Annotated in this window: 12 protein-coding genes; 8 read left to right on the top strand and 4 right to left on the bottom strand. The window is 73.4% G+C overall.

Annotated elements, in window-relative coordinates:
* Positions 1 to 43 precede the first annotated feature (43 nt).
* From ABZU74_RS08945 to ABZU74_RS08930, 4 genes are read left to right on the top strand one after another with little or no spacing between them, the layout of a single operon-like run.
* Positions 44 to 3,229, top strand: coding sequence for an ABC transporter permease (locus tag ABZU74_RS08945; RefSeq protein ID WP_355420069.1), 3,186 nt, complete (start codon positions 44 to 46; stop codon positions 3,227 to 3,229).
* Entirely contained in the window at positions 3,226 to 5,934 is a 2,709-nt protein-coding gene (locus ABZU74_RS08940) for an FtsX-like permease family protein (RefSeq protein ID WP_355420066.1), read from the top strand. Before ABZU74_RS08945 ends, ABZU74_RS08940 begins: the two co-directional genes overlap by 4 nt.
* A gap of 1 nt (position 5,935) precedes the next feature.
* Positions 5,936 to 6,931 (top strand): ABC transporter ATP-binding protein, encoded by a 996-nt coding sequence (locus tag ABZU74_RS08935; protein WP_355420064.1) that lies wholly within the window; start codon positions 5,936 to 5,938, stop codon positions 6,929 to 6,931.
* 11 nt (positions 6,932 to 6,942) lie between these two features.
* Positions 6,943 to 7,668, top strand: coding sequence for an ABC transporter ATP-binding protein (locus tag ABZU74_RS08930; RefSeq protein ID WP_355420513.1), 726 nt, complete (start codon positions 6,943 to 6,945; stop codon positions 7,666 to 7,668).
* 338 nt (positions 7,669 to 8,006) lie between these two features.
* Here ABZU74_RS08930 and ABZU74_RS08925 read toward each other — a convergent pair whose 3' ends face one another.
* On the bottom strand, positions 8,007 to 8,459 hold the full coding sequence (locus ABZU74_RS08925) for a GNAT family N-acetyltransferase (protein WP_355420061.1): 453 nt from the start codon (positions 8,457 to 8,459) through the stop codon (positions 8,007 to 8,009).
* Between the two features lie 74 nt (positions 8,460 to 8,533).
* Here ABZU74_RS08925 and ABZU74_RS08920 point away from each other — a divergent pair, with 74 nt between their 5' ends.
* Complete coding sequence (locus ABZU74_RS08920; RefSeq protein ID WP_355420058.1) at positions 8,534 to 9,046, top strand: ion channel; 513 nt, start codon at positions 8,534 to 8,536, stop codon at positions 9,044 to 9,046.
* On the opposite strand, the gene ABZU74_RS08915 is transcribed toward ABZU74_RS08920, so the two are convergent.
* Together ABZU74_RS08915 and ABZU74_RS08910 are read right to left on the bottom strand one after the other, a co-directional pair.
* On the bottom strand, positions 8,973 to 10,544 hold the full coding sequence (locus tag ABZU74_RS08915) for an alpha/beta hydrolase (RefSeq protein ID WP_355420510.1): 1,572 nt from the start codon (positions 10,542 to 10,544) through the stop codon (positions 8,973 to 8,975). The genes ABZU74_RS08920 and ABZU74_RS08915 overlap by 74 nt on opposite strands.
* Before the next feature lie 58 nt (positions 10,545 to 10,602).
* Entirely contained in the window at positions 10,603 to 11,718 is a 1,116-nt protein-coding gene (locus tag ABZU74_RS08910; protein WP_355420055.1) for an ATP-dependent DNA ligase, read from the bottom strand.
* 136 nt (positions 11,719 to 11,854) lie between these two features.
* Here ABZU74_RS08910 and ABZU74_RS08905 point away from each other — a divergent pair, with 136 nt between their 5' ends.
* Together ABZU74_RS08905 and ABZU74_RS08900 are read left to right on the top strand one after the other, a co-directional pair.
* Positions 11,855 to 12,067 carry a hypothetical protein gene (locus ABZU74_RS08905; RefSeq protein WP_030336201.1) on the top strand — a complete coding sequence of 71 codons (213 nt, stop codon included), beginning with the start codon at positions 11,855 to 11,857 and terminating at the stop codon, positions 12,065 to 12,067.
* A gap of 167 nt (positions 12,068 to 12,234) precedes the next feature.
* A complete protein-coding gene (locus ABZU74_RS08900) occupies positions 12,235 to 12,657 on the top strand; it encodes an SRPBCC family protein (protein ID WP_355420052.1) in 423 nt (140 codons plus the stop codon).
* A 32-nt stretch (positions 12,658 to 12,689) separates the two neighbouring features.
* On the opposite strand, the gene ABZU74_RS08895 is transcribed toward ABZU74_RS08900, so the two are convergent.
* On the bottom strand, positions 12,690 to 13,610 hold the full coding sequence (locus ABZU74_RS08895; RefSeq protein ID WP_355420049.1) for a DNA-3-methyladenine glycosylase 2 family protein: 921 nt from the start codon (positions 13,608 to 13,610) through the stop codon (positions 12,690 to 12,692).
* A gap of 503 nt (positions 13,611 to 14,113) precedes the next feature.
* On the opposite strand from ABZU74_RS08895, the gene ABZU74_RS08890 reads away from it, so the two are divergent.
* Positions 14,114 to 15,931 (top strand): stealth family protein, encoded by a 1,818-nt coding sequence (locus tag ABZU74_RS08890; RefSeq protein WP_355420046.1) that lies wholly within the window; start codon positions 14,114 to 14,116, stop codon positions 15,929 to 15,931.
* The last annotated feature ends 32 nt before the right edge of the window (positions 15,932 to 15,963 follow it).

Below are 15,963 nucleotides of genomic sequence, written 5' to 3'. Positions count from 1 at the left end.
GTCTTGATGGTCGTCGGCCCGCCAGGGCCAGGGGAGGCGTCGGATGAAGCTGGTGTGGAGGCGGGCCCGCGAGGCGCGAGGGTTGCTGGTCGCGGCGGTGATCGCTGCCCTCGTCGCCGTCGCGTTGGTCACCGGGCTGTCCGACTACAACCGCCGGGCGGTGGACGCCGGGCAGCGGGCCCTCGTCGCCGCCTCGCCCGCCGAGGAGCGCGGCCTGCTGGTCAGTGGCTCCGGCGGGCGGGACGCCGCCGAGTTCGCAAGCCGGGACAAGGCGGTCCGAGCCGAGTTCGCCACCGGGCTCGGCGGCGTCCCGGTCAGTGTCACCGCCGCCCGTTACGGCACCGGCCGGGAGCTGATCGGCGACCTCGGGCAGATCCCGCGTACGGCCGACGAACCGGTCTTCGCGAACCTGGCCACACTCGCCGACCTCGCCAGCCACGCGGAGCTGACCAACGGAGCCTGGCCCCGCCCCGGGGCGAACCCCGTCCAGGTGAGCCTCCCCGAGCGGGTCGCCGGCGCCCTCGGCCTGACCGTCGGCGAACGTGTCCCGGTGCGCGACCGGGCCACCGAACGACGGGGAGAGCTGGTGCTCGCCGGCACCTGGCGGCCCCGCGACCCGGCCGACGCGTACTGGCTGCTGGCCCCCGGCGTGGGGGCGGGCACCGCCAGTTCCGGCACCTCGTACGGGCCGTTCACGCTCGACCCGGCCGACTTCGCGGCCACCTTCCCGGGCTCGGTGTCGGCGTCCTGGCTGGCCCAGCCCGACCTCGGTGGCATCGACACCGCCGACCTGCCCGCCGTTCGGAAAGCCCTCACCGAGGCGGTCTCGGCCGTGCCCGAGGCCGCCCAACTGGGCAGCTCCGGGCAGACGGTGACGAAGATGCCGCAGTTGCTGGACCGTATCGCCCGCGCCGACCTGGTGGGTCGCTCGTCGCTGGCCACCCCGCTGCTGCTCATCCTGGTGCTCGCCGGGTACGCGCTGGTGCTGGTCGCCGCATTGCTGCACGAGGACCGCCGCCCGCAGACCGCGCTGCTGCGTGCCCGCGGCGCCGCCCGCCGGCAGTTGGCCGGCCTCGCCGCCCGTGAGGCCACCCTTGTGGTCGCCCCGGCCGCCGTGCTCGGCCCACTGATCGCCGGTGAGGCGCTGCGGTACATCCGGCCCGGCGGCTCCGGTGACCTCTCCACCGCAGGCGGCAACACCACACTGGTCTGGGCGGCGGCCGCCGCCACAGCGGCCGGCTGCCTCGTCGCCATGGTCCTTCCGACGCTGCGCGCCGCCGGGACGTACGTCGCCGACATGGCGGCCCGATCCCGGCCGAACCGGGCGGCGAGCGTCCAACGGGCCAGCGTCGACCTGGTGCTCGTGGCGCTCGCCGTGCTCGCCTGGGTGCAGCTGCGCCGGTACGCCTCCCCGCTGGCCGGCTCGGGCGGCCAGCTCGGGCTCGACCCGCTGCTGGTCGCCGCCCCGACGCTCGGGGTGCTGGCCGGTGCTGTGCTGGCGCTGCGGGTGCTCCCGCCGCTCACCCGGTTCGCGGAGCGGTTCGTCGACCGGCGACCCTGGACCGCCACCATGTTCGGCATGTGGCAGGCCGGACGGCGTCCGCACGCCGGCCCGGTCCTGCTGCTCGCCCTCGCCGTCGGCGGCAGCACCCTGGCCTGGTCCCTGATCAGCACGGGGGAGCGGTCCCAGGTCGAACAGGCCGGCCACACCGTCGGCGCCGACCTCCGGGTGACCGAACGGGCCGGGGCCGCCCCACCGACCCGGGCCGGTGAACTCGCCGCGCTGCCGAGCGTGCACCGGGTGCTGCCGGCGTGGCGGGACGAGATCCGGGTCGGGCGGGAAAACCTGCCGGCGACCGTGATCGGTGTCGACCCGGCCAGCGCCCCGGGCGTCGTCCGGCTCGCCGACCGCCTCGGCGACGGGTCGGCGTCGGAGCAGTACCGGAAGATGGTCGACGCGCGGGGAGAGCCCGCCGGCGTCGAACTGCCCGCCGGGGCGCGCGCGATCACCGGCACGATCCGTACCCCGGTGAGCAACGCAGCCCGGGCGCTGAAGGTCGCTGTGACGCTGCTGGTCACCACCCCCGACGGGCTCGCCCTGCGGCTCCCGGCGGCCAACGCCGACGGCGACGGCCGGGCCACCCGATTCACCGCGCAACTGCCCGACCTGGGCGGGGCGCGGCTGCGGCTGGCCGGCTTCGAGGCCGACGGTGGGTTGGCCGCCGGCAACTCCTACCGGCTCCAGGTGGACGGGCTGACGCTGGTCAAGGCCGACGGCACGACCCAACCGGCCGACCTGGCCGGCGACTGGGCCATGGCGGTCCCCGGGCAGCAGCCGACACCTGTGCTGACCACCGCCACCGGGTTCGCCGCGGTCCGCTCGGTCGAGGTGATCCCCGGCGGGCAGTTCGCGTACCAGCCGCCCACCCGGTTCGCTGTCGTGCCGGGCGGAGACGACACGCCCGTACCGGTGCTGATGACCCCCGGGGCCATCAACGCGCTGAGCCTGCGCGTCGGCGACACCGTCGACCTGACCCTCTCCGGGGCGACGCTGCCGGTGCGCCTGGTCGGCGAGCTGGCCGCCGTGCCCGCAACCACCGGGGAGGGCGTCCTGCTGGACCTGCCGGCCGCGGCCGACGCGATGATCCGGAGCAGCGGCGCGGTGCGACAGACACCGGAATGGTGGGTCGGCGCCAGCGACGCCAACGCGGCCGCCCAGGCGGCCAGCGCACTCCCGGGCGTCACAGTGCTCAACCGGGAGGCGACGATCGAGGCGGCCGCCGACGACCCGTACTGGCGCGGTTCGCGTACCGGAATGCTCGCCGCCGCCCTCGGCGCGGTGCTGCTCGCCCTCGTCGGCCTGATGGTGGACGTGTGGGCCACCGCCCGGCGTCGGCTCGGCGAGTTCGCGGTCCTGCACACCCTCGGCGCCACGCCCCGGCTGATGGCCCGGGCGCTGCTGGCCGAACAGACGTTCCTCGCCGGCATCGGCGTGGGCGTCGGGCTGTTGCTCGGCACCGCGGTCGGCGCGACGATGGCCCCGCTTGTCATCCTCACCCCGGCCGCCGGCCGGCCGACACCCCCGGCGGCGTTCGTGCTGCCCTGGGTGCCGATCGGCCTGACCTCGGTCGGTCTGCTGCTGGCGGCGCTCGCCTTCAGCGCGTTCATCGCCACCGGCATCCGTCAGCGGGTGGCGGCGGTGCAGCTGCGAATCGGGGGAGAACGATGAACGTCGGGGCGGCCGTCCGGCGGGTCCGGGCGTACGGGGGGCAGTTCCTGCTGCTGGCGGTGCTGACCCTGGTGGTCACGCTGCTGATCAGTGGAGTGCCCCGGCTGGTCAACCGGCTCGCCGAACAGGGGCTGCGAGCGCAACTCAACAGCGAGCCGGCCGCCCGCCGGGACCTCTCGTACACCACCAGTCTGGCGTCGGCGACGGCGCGACGGACGGCGATGGGCGACGCCGTCGAGCGGTTCGACGCCCTGGCCGCGCAGATGCCGCCGCAGGTGCGCTCGGCCGTGACCGAGCGGTGGTACAGCGTCGAGACCGCTCCGGCCCGGGTGGTCGGACCGGACCTGGCGGCCCGCAACCTGCTGGTCAACCTGGGTCTGCGGGCCATGCCCGACGTGCAGGGCGCGAGCACCCTCGTCGAGGGGGCGTGGCCGAGCGAGACGTACGTTCCCGACCGGCCGATCGAGGTGGCGCTCGACGTCGACGTGGCCCGCAAGCTCAACCTGCGCGCCGGCAGCCAACTGCGCATCGGCAACACCGACGACAAGGGCAGACTCCTCGACGGCGCCCCGCTGGTGGTGGCCGGGCTGTTCCGCCCGGTCGACCGCGCCAACGGCATCTGGGACGGGCTGCCACAGCTGCTGCGGATCATCGAGCCGCAGGGTGATGGCGAGCCGTTCGTCATGGTCGGCGTCGTCGCGCAGTCGGCCCTCAACAAGCGGGCCGTGGCGGGCTGGCCGATCCAGTCCAACTGGCGCTACCGGCTGGGCGTCGACCGGATCGACGCACGCGAGCTGGACCAGCTGATCGACGGCCTGCAGGTGATGCAGCGCAACCAGCCGACGGGGCTCACCCTGACCCAGGGCGTCGACGTCCCGTTGCGCGCGTTCGCCGCCCAGATCGACGCGGTCCGGACCCTGCTCGCGGTGATCGCGGCCGGCGTACTGGCCACCCTGGCGGGGCTCATCGTGCTCGCGGCCAGCCTCGCCACCAGACGGCGTCGCTCGGAGTTCGCGCTGCTGCGCGCCCGTGGCGGCGGGGCCACCGCCGGCGCCCGGCGCAGCCTCGCCGAGTCGGTGCTGGTGGTGCCGGTCGCCGCCGCGCTGGGCTGGTGGTTGGGCACCCTGTTCCCCGGTGCCCCGGATCCGACCACGCCGTACGTCATCGCGGTGACAGTGCTGGTCACGCTGGCGCTGCCGTTGGCGACGCTGGCCGTACGGGCCGGCGGCGCGGCGCGCCGCGACCTGATCCGGGTGCGCCCATCGGCCCGTCGGCTCACCGTGGAGATCTCCCTGCTGCTGCTGGCCGGGCTCGCCGCGGTGCTGCTGCGCCGGCGGGGCCTGACGCTCGGCGAGGTGGACCCACTGCTCGTGTCGGTGCCGGTGCTCCTCGCGGTCGCGGCGGCGGTGCTGGCTCTGCGGGCGTACCCGTGGCCGTTGTTGCTGGTCAGCCGGCTGGCCGCGCGGACCCGGGGCAGCGTGGCGTTCCTCGGCACGGCCCGCGCCGGCCGCGCGGCGGTCGCCGCCCCGCTGGTAGTGGTGGTGCTGGCGATCGGTACCGCGGCGTTCTGCGCGGTCGTGGCCGCCGGCGTCGACGCGAGCCGGGAACGGGCCGCCGCGCAGATCGTCCCCGCCGACGCGGTGATCCGCGGGGAGCGCTTCGCGCCCGACACCATCGACGAGCTGGGCCGTCTGCCGGGGGTCCGGGCCGTCACGCGGGTGCTGTACGAGGACGATGAGCGGTTGGCCTCCGACGAGGTCGGCACCGACGCCTTCATCGAGCAGACGGACGTGCTGCTCGTCGACGGCTCAGGGTTGGACACCGTCGCCCGCGAGTCGCAGGTGGACCTCCCGGTTCCGGCGGCGCTGCGCACCGCCAGGCCCGGCCCGGGTCCGCTGCCGGCGATCGTCTCACCGGCGGTCGCCGCCGACCTGGCCAAGGCCGGGCTGGACGACTCCGCCTTCATCTCGGTGCAGGGCCAGCGGTACGAGTTCCGGGTGGCCGGAACCCAGGACGGTTTCCCGCTGCTGGCGGCGAACGCCAGCCGGTTCGTGATCCTGCCCTGGCAGGCCCTGCCGACGCGTACCACCATCCCGGTGCCGACCAGCCTGCTGATCGCCGGGGACTCGCTGGACGCCGAGGCGCTGCGCGTCGCCGGCGACCAGGGCCAGGCCCGCTACCAGCGGAACGGCACGATCACCGGTCGGGAACGGCCGCTCGGGGTCACCGTCGACACCCGGGCGGACGTCCGCCGGGATCTTGGCGAGGGCGGGGCGAACGGGGTGCTGGCCTTCGGGTTCGTGGCCGGGGCCGTCGGCGGCACCGTGCTCGGGCTGTTGGCCATCGCGTTCACAGTGCTGGCCGGCGCACGGGCCCGGGGCCAGGTGCTGTCCCGGCTGCGCACCCTCGGCCTGTCCCGCCGGCAGTGGCGTGGGCTGCTGCTTGTCGAGTTGACCCCGCTGGTAGCGGTGTCGGTGCTGACCGGCGCGCTGGTCGGTGCGCTGCTGCCCCTGCTGCTCAACCCGGTGCTCGGCCTGTCCGCGTTCACCAGTGGTGTGCCGGTCCGGGTGGCTTTCGAGCCCAGCCTGGTCGCCGCTGTGCTCGCGCTCGGGGCGATCGCCCTCGGCTTCGCGGTCGCCGTCGAGGCCCTGAACAACCGCCGGTTGCGCCTCGGAGAGGTGCTTCGGCTCGGAGAGGAGAGCTGAGATGACCGCTACCGCCCAGACTCCACTGGTGCCCGACCTGGCAGCCCTGCAACAGCGGGCCGCGCAACGCGCCGCCGAGCGGGCCGGCGGGCAGGACCGGCTACGAGGGCACATCGTCTGCGACGGCCTGGTGCGCATCTTCAAGACCGAGGGGGTCGAGGTGGTCGCCCTGCAGGGGCTCGACCTGGTCATCGACCGGGGCGAGCTGGTGGCGATCGTCGGTGCCTCCGGTTCGGGCAAGTCGACCCTGCTCAACATCCTCTCCGGCCTGGACACCCCGACCGCCGGCATCGCCCGGGTGGCCGACTACGACCTGCTCTCGCTCTCCGCCAAGCGACGGCTGAGCTACCGGCGGCAGCTGGTCGGGTTCGTCTGGCAGCAGACCGGCCGCAACCTGCTGCCGTACCTCAACGCGCTGGAGAACGTCGAGCTGCCGATGCAGTTGGCCGGCAGACGCAGCCGCAAGGCCCGCCGGGAGCGGGCCCGGGAACTGCTCGACCTGGTCGGTGTGGGCTACTGCGCCGACCGGCGGCCCGGGCAGCTCAGCGGTGGCGAACAGCAGCGGGTCGCGGTGGCGGTGGCGGTGGCCAACGACCCGGAGGTGCTCTTCGCCGACGAGCCGACCGGTGAGCTGGACGAGGCGACCGGCGCGGAGGTCTTCGCGGCGCTGCGCACCATCAACGCGGAACTGGGCGTCACCATCGTGGTCGTCACCCACGACCACGCCGTGGCCACGCAGGTCCGCCGGACCGTCGCGATCCGTGACGGCCGGACCGCCTCCGAGGTACGCCGGACCGCGCGGATCGACGCGGAGGGCAACACCGAGCTGGTCAGCGAGGAGTACGCGGTGCTGGACCGCAACGGTCGGATGCAGCTGCCGGCTGCGTTCGTCGACGCGCTCTCGCTGAAGGAGCGGGTCCGGCTCGACCTGGAACCGGACCATGTGCAGGTACGGCCCGGCGACTGGGCCTCGGACGAGCGGGGGGCGCGGGCATGAGCCGGCAGGACATGGCGGTGACCGGCGCGGCCGGGTTCGGCGGTGCGTCCGCGGTGCGCCCCGACGAGGTGGTCCGGGTCAGTGGGGTCAGCCGGACCTTCGGCCGGGGTGAGCACGCCGTGCACGCGGTGCGGGACGTGTCGTTCACCGCCAACCGGGGCGAGCTGGTCGCCATCCGAGGCCGGTCCGGGGCTGGCAAGACCACGCTGCTGAACCTGATCGGCGGGCTGGACCGGCCGGACAGCGGTCAGGTGGTGGTGGCCGGGCACGACGTGACCTCGGCGGGGGAGGCGGAGCTGCTGCGGCTGCGCCGGCGCACTGTCGGGTTCGTGTTCCAGACCTTCGGGCTGGTGCCGATCCTCTCCGCCGCCGAGAACGTGGGGGTGCCGTTGCGGCTGGCGCAGGTGCCGGCCGCGGAGCGGGAGGAACGAGTCGCGGTGCTACTGGAACTGGTCGGCCTGGGCGGGCACGCCGCCCAGCGTCCGTACGAGCTGTCCGGCGGCCAGCAGCAGCGGGTCGCTGTGGCCCGTGCGTTGGCCAACGAGCCGGACCTGCTCATCGCCGACGAGCCCACCGGCCAGCTCGACTCGGAGACCGGCCGGTCCATCATGGACCTGCTGCGCGCGGTGGTGCACGCCCGTGGCATGACGGCCCTGGTGGCCACCCACGACCCGGCCCTGATCGACCTCGCCGACCGGGTCCTCGTCCTGCGCGACGGTCGCCTGGTCGACGGCTGACGGCTGCCCGGAAGGCTGGCCGTTTGCCGGGCAGCTGGCGGCTGGCTCTGCCGGGCGGGCTGGCCGGTGCTGGGCGGCTGGCCACGCTGGGGGTGCCGCTCGCCGGACCCCTGCTGTGCGGCGCTCGTCCGCGCGTCAGCTCGCCCGGGTGGCCAGTGTGCGCCTGATATGGAGCTGATGTCGTGAACGGATCGGGCGGTGATTCGTTTGTGGCATCAGCTCCACAGCGTCTGACCACGTGGGGGCGACCCCGCCGGAGACGCAGCGTCAGCCGGCTGACCGCGATCGGCTCCGCTCACCGCCCTCGCGCTCACCGATCATCGGATCGGGCCGCCCGGTCAGAGCGCGAGCTTCATGCCTTCGTGACTGGCCACGAAGCCGAGGCCCAGGTAGAAGCGGTGCGCGTCCTCGCGGGTCTTGTCCGTGGTGAGCTGCACCAGCGCGCAGCCACGCTGCCGGGCCTGGTCGACCGCCCAGGTCATCAGGTCCCGGCCCAGCCCCTGGCCGCGCCTGTCGGAGCGGACCCGGACCGACTCGATCAGCGACCGCTCACTGCCGTGCCGACCCAGGCCCGGGATGTAGGTGATCTGCAGGCAGCCCACCAGTTCGCCGGCCTGCTCGGCCACGATCAGCTGGTTGCGGGGGTCCGCGTCGATGGCCGCGAACGCCCTCTCGTACGCCTCGTCGACCTCGGTGAAGTCGCGTGCCTTGCCCAGGACGTCGTCGGCGAGCAGGGCGATGACGGCGGGCAGGTCAGCCCGGACCGCCTCCCGGTAGATCACGTCGGTCATGCCGGCGATCCTGGCACAGCGAAACCGGCGAATGGGCCTGTGCCGGTTGCGGGCGACGGGCAGCATGGGGCGGCATGGAGCTAGTGCTACTGCCGTTCCGTTGGGTGTACCGGGCGTTGGTGTGGTTCGCGAACTCGCCCCGCACGCTGATCACCTCGTACCTGTTGATGATCGTAGTGGCCGGGATCATCTATGGGGAGGTCGAGCAGCGCAGCCCGGCCGACGCCGTCTGGTGGGCGGTGGTGACCGCCTCCACCGTCGGGTACGGCGACATCTCGCCGACCACCTGGGCGGGCCGCACACTCGCCGCGCTGCTCATCTCGACCATGGTGCTGCTGGTCATCCCGCTGATCACCGCGCACTTCGCGAGCCGGCTCATCGTCGACGACGACGCCTTCGAGCATGAGGAGCAGGAGCAGCTCAAGGCCGACGTGCGCCGGATGCGGGCGCTGCTGGAGGAGTTGGCCACCCGGCAGGGGATCGATCTGCCCCCACTGCCGCCGACCCAGCCGGTCAGCGGGCCGGGCAGCGCTTCCCCTCCGATGGCACGGTCAGGTCGAGCAGGTACGCGTCGACGGCGGCGGTGATGCAGGACGTCTGCGGGTAGGCGGTGTGCCCCTCGCCCTCCCAGGTGAGCACCCGACCGACACCCAGCATCGACGCGAGCCGTGGGGTCTGCTCGTACGGCGTCGCGGGGTCGCCGGTGGTGCCGACCACCAGGATCGGCGGCGCGCCGTTCGCCTTCCCGGTCGGGTACGGGTCACGACCGCCCGGCCACTCGACGCAGCTCAACATGCCGACCGCCAACGCCGGCCCGAACAGTGGATATTTTCCGCGCCACTCGGACTGCAACTGCCGGATCTGCGCCCGGCTCGGCTTCTCCGTCTCGTCGGCGCAGTTGATGGCCAGGTTGGCGTCGAACAGGTTCGAGTAGTGCCCGTCGTCCTCCCGGCCGGCGTACGCGTCGGCGAGTCGGAACACGTCCTTCGGGTCGCCCTCGGCCAGCTTGTCGATCGCCTGGGCCAGCTCCTGCCAGCCGGATTCGGTGTAGAGCGAGGAGATGACGGCGTAGAACACCCAGCCGGCGGTGGCCTCCCGCCCGTCCGCGCCGCGTACCGGAGAGACCTTGGCCTTGTCGATGGCCGAGGTGACCGCGGCGCGGGCGTCCGGGGCGATCGGGCAGCGGCCGGCGTTCGCCGCGCACCAGCGGGTGAAGTTGGTGAAGGCCCGTTCGAAGCCGCGGGCCTGGCTCTCCGAGCCCTCGACCAGCCGCTGCTGCGGGTCGACAGCGCCGTCGAGCACCAGCGCCCGCACCCGCTGCGGGTAGAGCTGGGCGTAGGTGGCGCCGAGCAGGGTGCCGTACGAGTAGCCCAGGTAGGTGAGCTTGTCGTCGCCCACGGCGGCGCGTACCGCGTCCATGTCGCGGGCGGCCTGCTCGGTGCCGTACAGCGGCAACTGGTCGCCGTAACGGTCGCCGCAGCCGCGCCCGATCCGCTGGCTCAGGCCGACGAACCCGTCGAACGACGACTGGCTCGCCGGGTCGGGGTCGAAGCCGAAGCTGGCGTCCAGGTCGGCGTCGGAGATGCACTTCACCGGGCTGGACCGGGAGACCCCGCGCGGGTCGAAGCCGACGATGTCGAAGCGCTCGGTGATCGACGCGGGCAGCCCGCCGAACTGGGGACCGAAGGACAGGTAGACGGCGGTGTCGACGCCGGAGCCGCCCGGGCCGCCCGGGTTGATCACCAACGAGCCCACCCGGTCGCGCTGCTTGGTGGACCGGGCGCGCAGCAGGGCGATCTCGAAGGTCTGCCCGGCGCCCGGACCGGCGCTCGCGCCGCCGCCGGTGCCCCAGTCACGGGGCACCGCGATCCGGGTGCACTCGTAGCGCATGTTCGGTGCGCTCCGCCCGACCAGTTCGTCGGCCACCTCCGGGCAGGGCCGCCAGGTCGGCGCGCTGCCGGTCGGGGCGGCCGCGCCCTCCACCTCGGTGCGCGGCGCGAACGCCGGCAGCGTGCAGCCGGCGGTGAGCAGCGCGGCGACGCCGAAGGCGGCCAGAGTGCGACGGACCCGGCGGCTGGTCGCCATCCGAGGCTGGTCGGCGGTGCGGGTCACGTGGTCCTCCGGGATCGGGTCGACGGCCAGGCTACGCCGAGCCGGTGGCGGCTCGGTCCACGGTGGCCGTCGGGTCGCCACGTAGCACCTGGTCCACGTCGAAGCGGATCGGCCGGTCGAGCTGGTCGTAGCGGCAGGACCGGGGGTCGCGGTCCGGGCGCCACCGAACGAACTGGGCGGTGTGCCGGAACCGTTCGCCCTCCATCGCGTCGTAGCCCACCTCGACCACCAGCTCCGGGCGCACCGGCTCCCACTCCAGGTTCTTCGTGCCGGTCCACCGGCTGACCCCGCCCGGGATGCGTTGGCCGCGCTCGTGGTCGCCGTGCACCCACGGGTGCTCGCCGCCGACGTCCCGATAGGGCGCCAACTCGTCGAGCAACTCGGCGCGACGGGCCATGCTGAACGACGCGCTCACGCCCACGTGGTGCAGGACCCCGGCGTCGTCGTAGAGGCCGAGCAGCAGCGAGCCCACCACCGGGCCGGACTTGTGCCAGCGGAAGCCGGCCACCACCGCGTCCGCGGTGCGGGCGTGCTTGACCTTGAACATCAGTCGCTTGCCCGGCTCGTACGGCAGGTCGGCCGGCTTGACGATCAGACCGTCCAGCCCGGCGCCCTCGAACACGTCGAACCAGCGACGCGCGGTGTCCGGATCGGTGGTGACCTGGGTGACGTGCACCGGCGGGCGCACCCCGGCCAGCGCCTCGACCAGCCGCTCCCGGCGGCGCGGGTAGGGCTGGTCGAGCAGCGCCTCGTCACCGATCGCCAGCAGGTCGAACGCGACGAAGTCGGCCGGGGTGGTCTCGGCCAGCATCTTCACCCGGGACGCGGCCGGGTGGACGCGCTGGGCCAGCAGCTCGAAATCCAGCCGGGGCTGGCCGCTCGGCCCGTCGCGCCGAATCACGATCAATTCACCGTCGACAGCACACCGCTCCGGCAGCTGCCGACGGGCCTGCTCGACCACCTCGGGGAAGTAGCGGGTCATCGACTTGCCGCCCCGGCTGGCCAACTCGACCTCGTCGCCGTCGCGGAACACGATGCACCGGAACCCGTCCCACTTCGGCTCGTAGGTCAGCCCGGGCGTGGTGGGCAGTTTGGAAACGCTCTTGGCCAGCATCGGCTCGACCGGCGGGTTGATCGGCAGGTCCACGTCGCCCAGTCAATCAGACGGTGCCGACAGTCGTGAGGCAGATCACCGCCGACGCCAGGGCGGCGTGTCCGCCTATTGCGTCGCTCGTCCCGACCGGGCGAATCGAATAACCCCAGGTCAGAGCTACTTTCGCGAGGTGTCCGAGTGGGTCTGTGACTGCTGCGGGCGGTGGCGGGTGAGCGTCGAGCTGATCCGGGGCCGCTACCGCTTCCGGCTGACCCGCCGTTACCCGGAGAGGTTCGGCGGCGGCCGGAACGTGCTCGGCGAGGTCGGTTCGGTGCCGGAGCTGGAGGAGCTGCTGCGGCGGCGTACCCCGCTCACCCTGGCCGACCTGCACGAGGCCGCGTGATCCGCGCGGCGGCCGCGGGAGGTGTGACCAGGAACGACGGGGTGCCCGGCCGGAGCTGCCTCCACTGAGGAGGGCCGGACGGGATTGAGCGTCGGTGTCACAATCCTTCCGGCGGCCTCGTCTGCATCCGGCGCGGTGCCGAGCGGCGCCGCCGGGGAGGGGACACCATGCGGTTCGTAGCCGGTACCGAGATCGCCGCGGACGCCGAACAGGTCTGGGCGGTGCTGGTCGACGTGCCGCGCTGGCCCGAATGGACGGACTCGGTGACCCGGGCCGAACGGGGGGAGCCGGGGCCACTCGCCGTCGGCGCGACCGCCCGACTGACCCAGCCGAAGCTGCGCCCGGCGGTGTGGCGGGTCACCGAGCTGACCGAGCGCCGGGAGTTCGTCTGGGTCTCCGACGCGCCGGGGGTGCGGACCACGGGGGAGCACCGGCTGCTGCCGCTGTCCGACGGACGTACCCGCGTCGAGCTGGTCATCGACCAGTCCGGTCCGCTGGCCGGCCTGATCGGTTGGCTGTACGGCGGGCTGTTCCGCCGCTACGTGCGGATGGAGGCCGACGGGCTCAGGCGTCGCTGCGAACAGGGGTGACCGAGAGGCGGCCGACGTGGCGTCGGAGAGACTCAGAACCTGGCGAACGATCGGATCGGGGCGCGTGGGCCGTACTTCGGTGCCCGGATGCCGGCCGCCTCCAGGAGCAGACACACCCGGCCCCGGTGACCTCGGAACGGCTCCAGCAGGGCCATCATCCGGGCGTCGTCGCCCCTCGGCTCGCCGGCGAGCGCCCAGGCCACCGTGTTCGGGATGTGGTAGTCGCCGACGCTGACCGCGTCCGGGTCGCCGTACGCGATCCGGACCACCTCGGCGGCCGTCCACGGCCCGATGCCGGGGATCGCGGTCAGCCGGCGGGTGGCGTCGGTGGCGTCGGTGCTGCGTTCCAGGCGGTCGGCGAGCGCCGCGGCGCGGCGGAGCGTGTCGGCCCGGCGCTGTTCCACCCCGAACGGGTGGAACACCCAGTACGGCGTGGCGGCCACCGCGGCGGCCTCGGGCGGCAGGAGCAGCGGCTGTAGCGGGCCGGGAGCCGGCTCCCGGAAGTGCCGCACCATCGCCGAGTACGCCCGGTAGGCCTCCTTGCCGGTGACCTTCTGCTCGAAGACCGCGCGCAGCAGCCGGGGGAAGACCTGCCCGGTGGCGGGCATCCGTAGCCCTCGGTGCTCCCGGGCCAGCCGGGCGACCAGCGGGTGCGCCGCGGCCAGTTCGGTGAAGCCGGTGAGGTCGTCGCGCAGCCCGGCGATTGCGTCGGCGCGGGCGAGGACGTGCTCGGCGCCAGGCCCGTACCCCTCTGCGAGCAACTCGCCGCCGGTCGGCCGCAGCGCGAGCGTCGCCGGCCCGTCCGGGGTGCGGGTGGCCCACCAGAAGGTGCCGGCGGCCACCCGGGCGCACGGGTCGTACGGGCTGAAGGTGAGAGCGCGGACCGACGCGGCCAGCCGGTAGCCGACCGGTGGGTGCAGCACCCTGGTGGCGGCGGGTCCGGTCTCGGTCACCCCGCTACTCTGCCAGGTCACGCTGGGGTTGACGACCGCCGTACCGGTCCCGCCCGGGGTTGAGGAGCTTCGCGGGGGTACGTTCGACCGGCCGTCCCGGTGTCGTTGGACCACCCGAATGGCCAGAATTATTTTGGCGAATAGGCGCATACCGCCCTTATGCCATTTTTGGCGGTGGGCCAGGTATCGATCATGTGGTTGTTTGATGGCCTGCAGGTAAACGCACTGCCCCGGGCCACCTGCGGCGGCCAGCGACCTTCCCGCTCGCGGGAGAACGCGGTCCGGCCCGGAGACCGGTGTCCGCCGACAGCCGCCACCAGGCGGCGCGCGGCCGACGCCGGATCGCCACGCAGTGCCAACGGGGGATCTGTGGAAGGGCATGCAGTGATGGCTGCGCGAGTGTGTGTCGAATCATCGCGAGTGGGATGTCACCCCGCTACCCGTCCGCAGGGCTGACGGGTGCGTGTTGACGAGGCGGCCGTTCCGAGCGGACGGGCCCGCGCATGATCGCTCTGAAGGTCTATCGACTCCTACCGTCGTCGGCGCGGCGGCGGCTGCTGGGTCTGCTGCCCGCGCACCGGCGGATCGGCCTGGTGCAGACGCTCTCCCGGCCGCGCGGCGGCGACACAGTGCATCCCCTCGGCACCCGGGTGGCCGTGACCGACGGTGGCGTTCGGACCCGGGCCGAGGTCGTCGCCACGGCGACCCCGCTGGAGCAGTGGCACCGCAATCTCACCGCCGTCACCACCGCGCTGCACGCCGCCGGCATCGAATATCACTGCATCCGTAACGACGACCACCTGCGCAGCACCGTCGCGGTCCTCGACGACCACCGGCCGGCGGTGCAACGCCTGATCCGCTCGGCGCCCGCACTGTCGGGCGCGGACGTCCGGGTGGTGCAGGTCCAGCCCCGTCGGGACCAACCGGACGCCGCCCCGACCGAGGTGATCCAGGTCTGCTTTCCGGTGACCGACGCCCGCGCCGGTGTGGTCCTCGGCGCCCAGTTCGCCTGCGAGATCGAGTTCTGGAGCCGGCACGGAGACATGGTCCGCGCTCCCCGGCGCAACGGGGTCGTCGACGAGGCGCCCGCCCGGGCCCAGCCGGTCCGGGTGGCAGCGGCGCTGATGAGCCACTTCGTGCCCGAGGCCGACGACCACACCTACGGCACCCGCCGCGACCTGGCCGTCCGGGCGCCGGACCGGGTCGGCTTCCCGATCGACGCCGTCTACACCTGGGTGGACGGCTCCGACCCGCAGTGGCTGAAGCGGAAGTCGCTGGCGCTCGGCGCTCCGGACGGCCCGCTGCACGCGGTCGCTGCGAACTCGTCGCGCTACCACAACCGCGACGAGCTGCGGTATTCGTTGCGGTCGCTGCACAGCTTCGCGCCCTGGCTGCGGCGGATCTTCCTGATCACCGACAGCCAACTGCCGAGCTGGCTCGACCCGAGCCATCCGATGATCACAATCATCTCGCACGCCGAGCTTTTCGCCGACCTCGGCGGCCGGTCGTCGTACAACTCGCACGCCATCGAGTCCCGGCTGCACCGCATCGACGGCCTGGCCGAGCACTTCCTCTACCTCAACGACGACGTGTTCCTCGGTCGCCCGCTGCTGCCGAACCACTTCTTCCACGCCAACGGGATCGCGAAGTTCTTCCCCTCGCCGGCCCAGTTCGGCCTGGGCGAGGCCAAGCCGGAGGACCCGCCGGTGAAAGCCGCCGGAAAGAACAACCGTCGGCACATCCAGCGGCAGTTCGGCGTGACCATCACGCAGAAGATGAAGCACACTCCGTTCGCGCTGCGCCGCAGCATCATGCAGCAGATCGAGGGCATGCTGCCCGACGAGGTGACCGCCACCGCGCGGCACCGGTTCCGGCACCACGGCGACCTGTCCATCCCGTCGTCGCTGCACCAGTACTGGGCGTTCCTGACCGCGCAGGCCGTCCCCGGCGACATCGAGTACGAGTACGCCGACCTGGGTCACCCCTCGACCCCCGCCCGGCTGGCCGAGCTGCTGGCCCGCCGGCACCGCGACGTGTTCTGCCTCAACGACACCGACTCCGACCCTCGGTCGTTCGCCGAGCAGGAGCGGATGCTGGCCGACTTCCTGCCGCGCTACCTGCCCTTCCCCGCCCCGTTCGAGCTGCCGGACGACGTGGTGGCGGAGCGGCGGAACGTGGGCGCCGGGGAGCTGTGGCGGCGCTCGTACCGCCCGGTGGTGGATGCCCGTCGGAGCGCCCCGGTCGACGCGCCCACCATGCCCAACAACATGCTCAACACGGTCACCGACTTCAAGGCCGTCCTGCTCGGGCGCGACGAGTGAACCCGGCCCTGGGCCGGCGCGCCGATGTTCCC

This window comes from Micromonospora sp. NPDC005171, assembly GCF_040608575.1.
Classification (GTDB): Bacteria; Actinomycetota; Actinomycetes; order Mycobacteriales; family Micromonosporaceae; genus Micromonospora.
The sequence above is the reverse complement of the archived record's forward strand: the minus strand, read 5'-3'. Positions and strand labels throughout refer to the sequence as shown.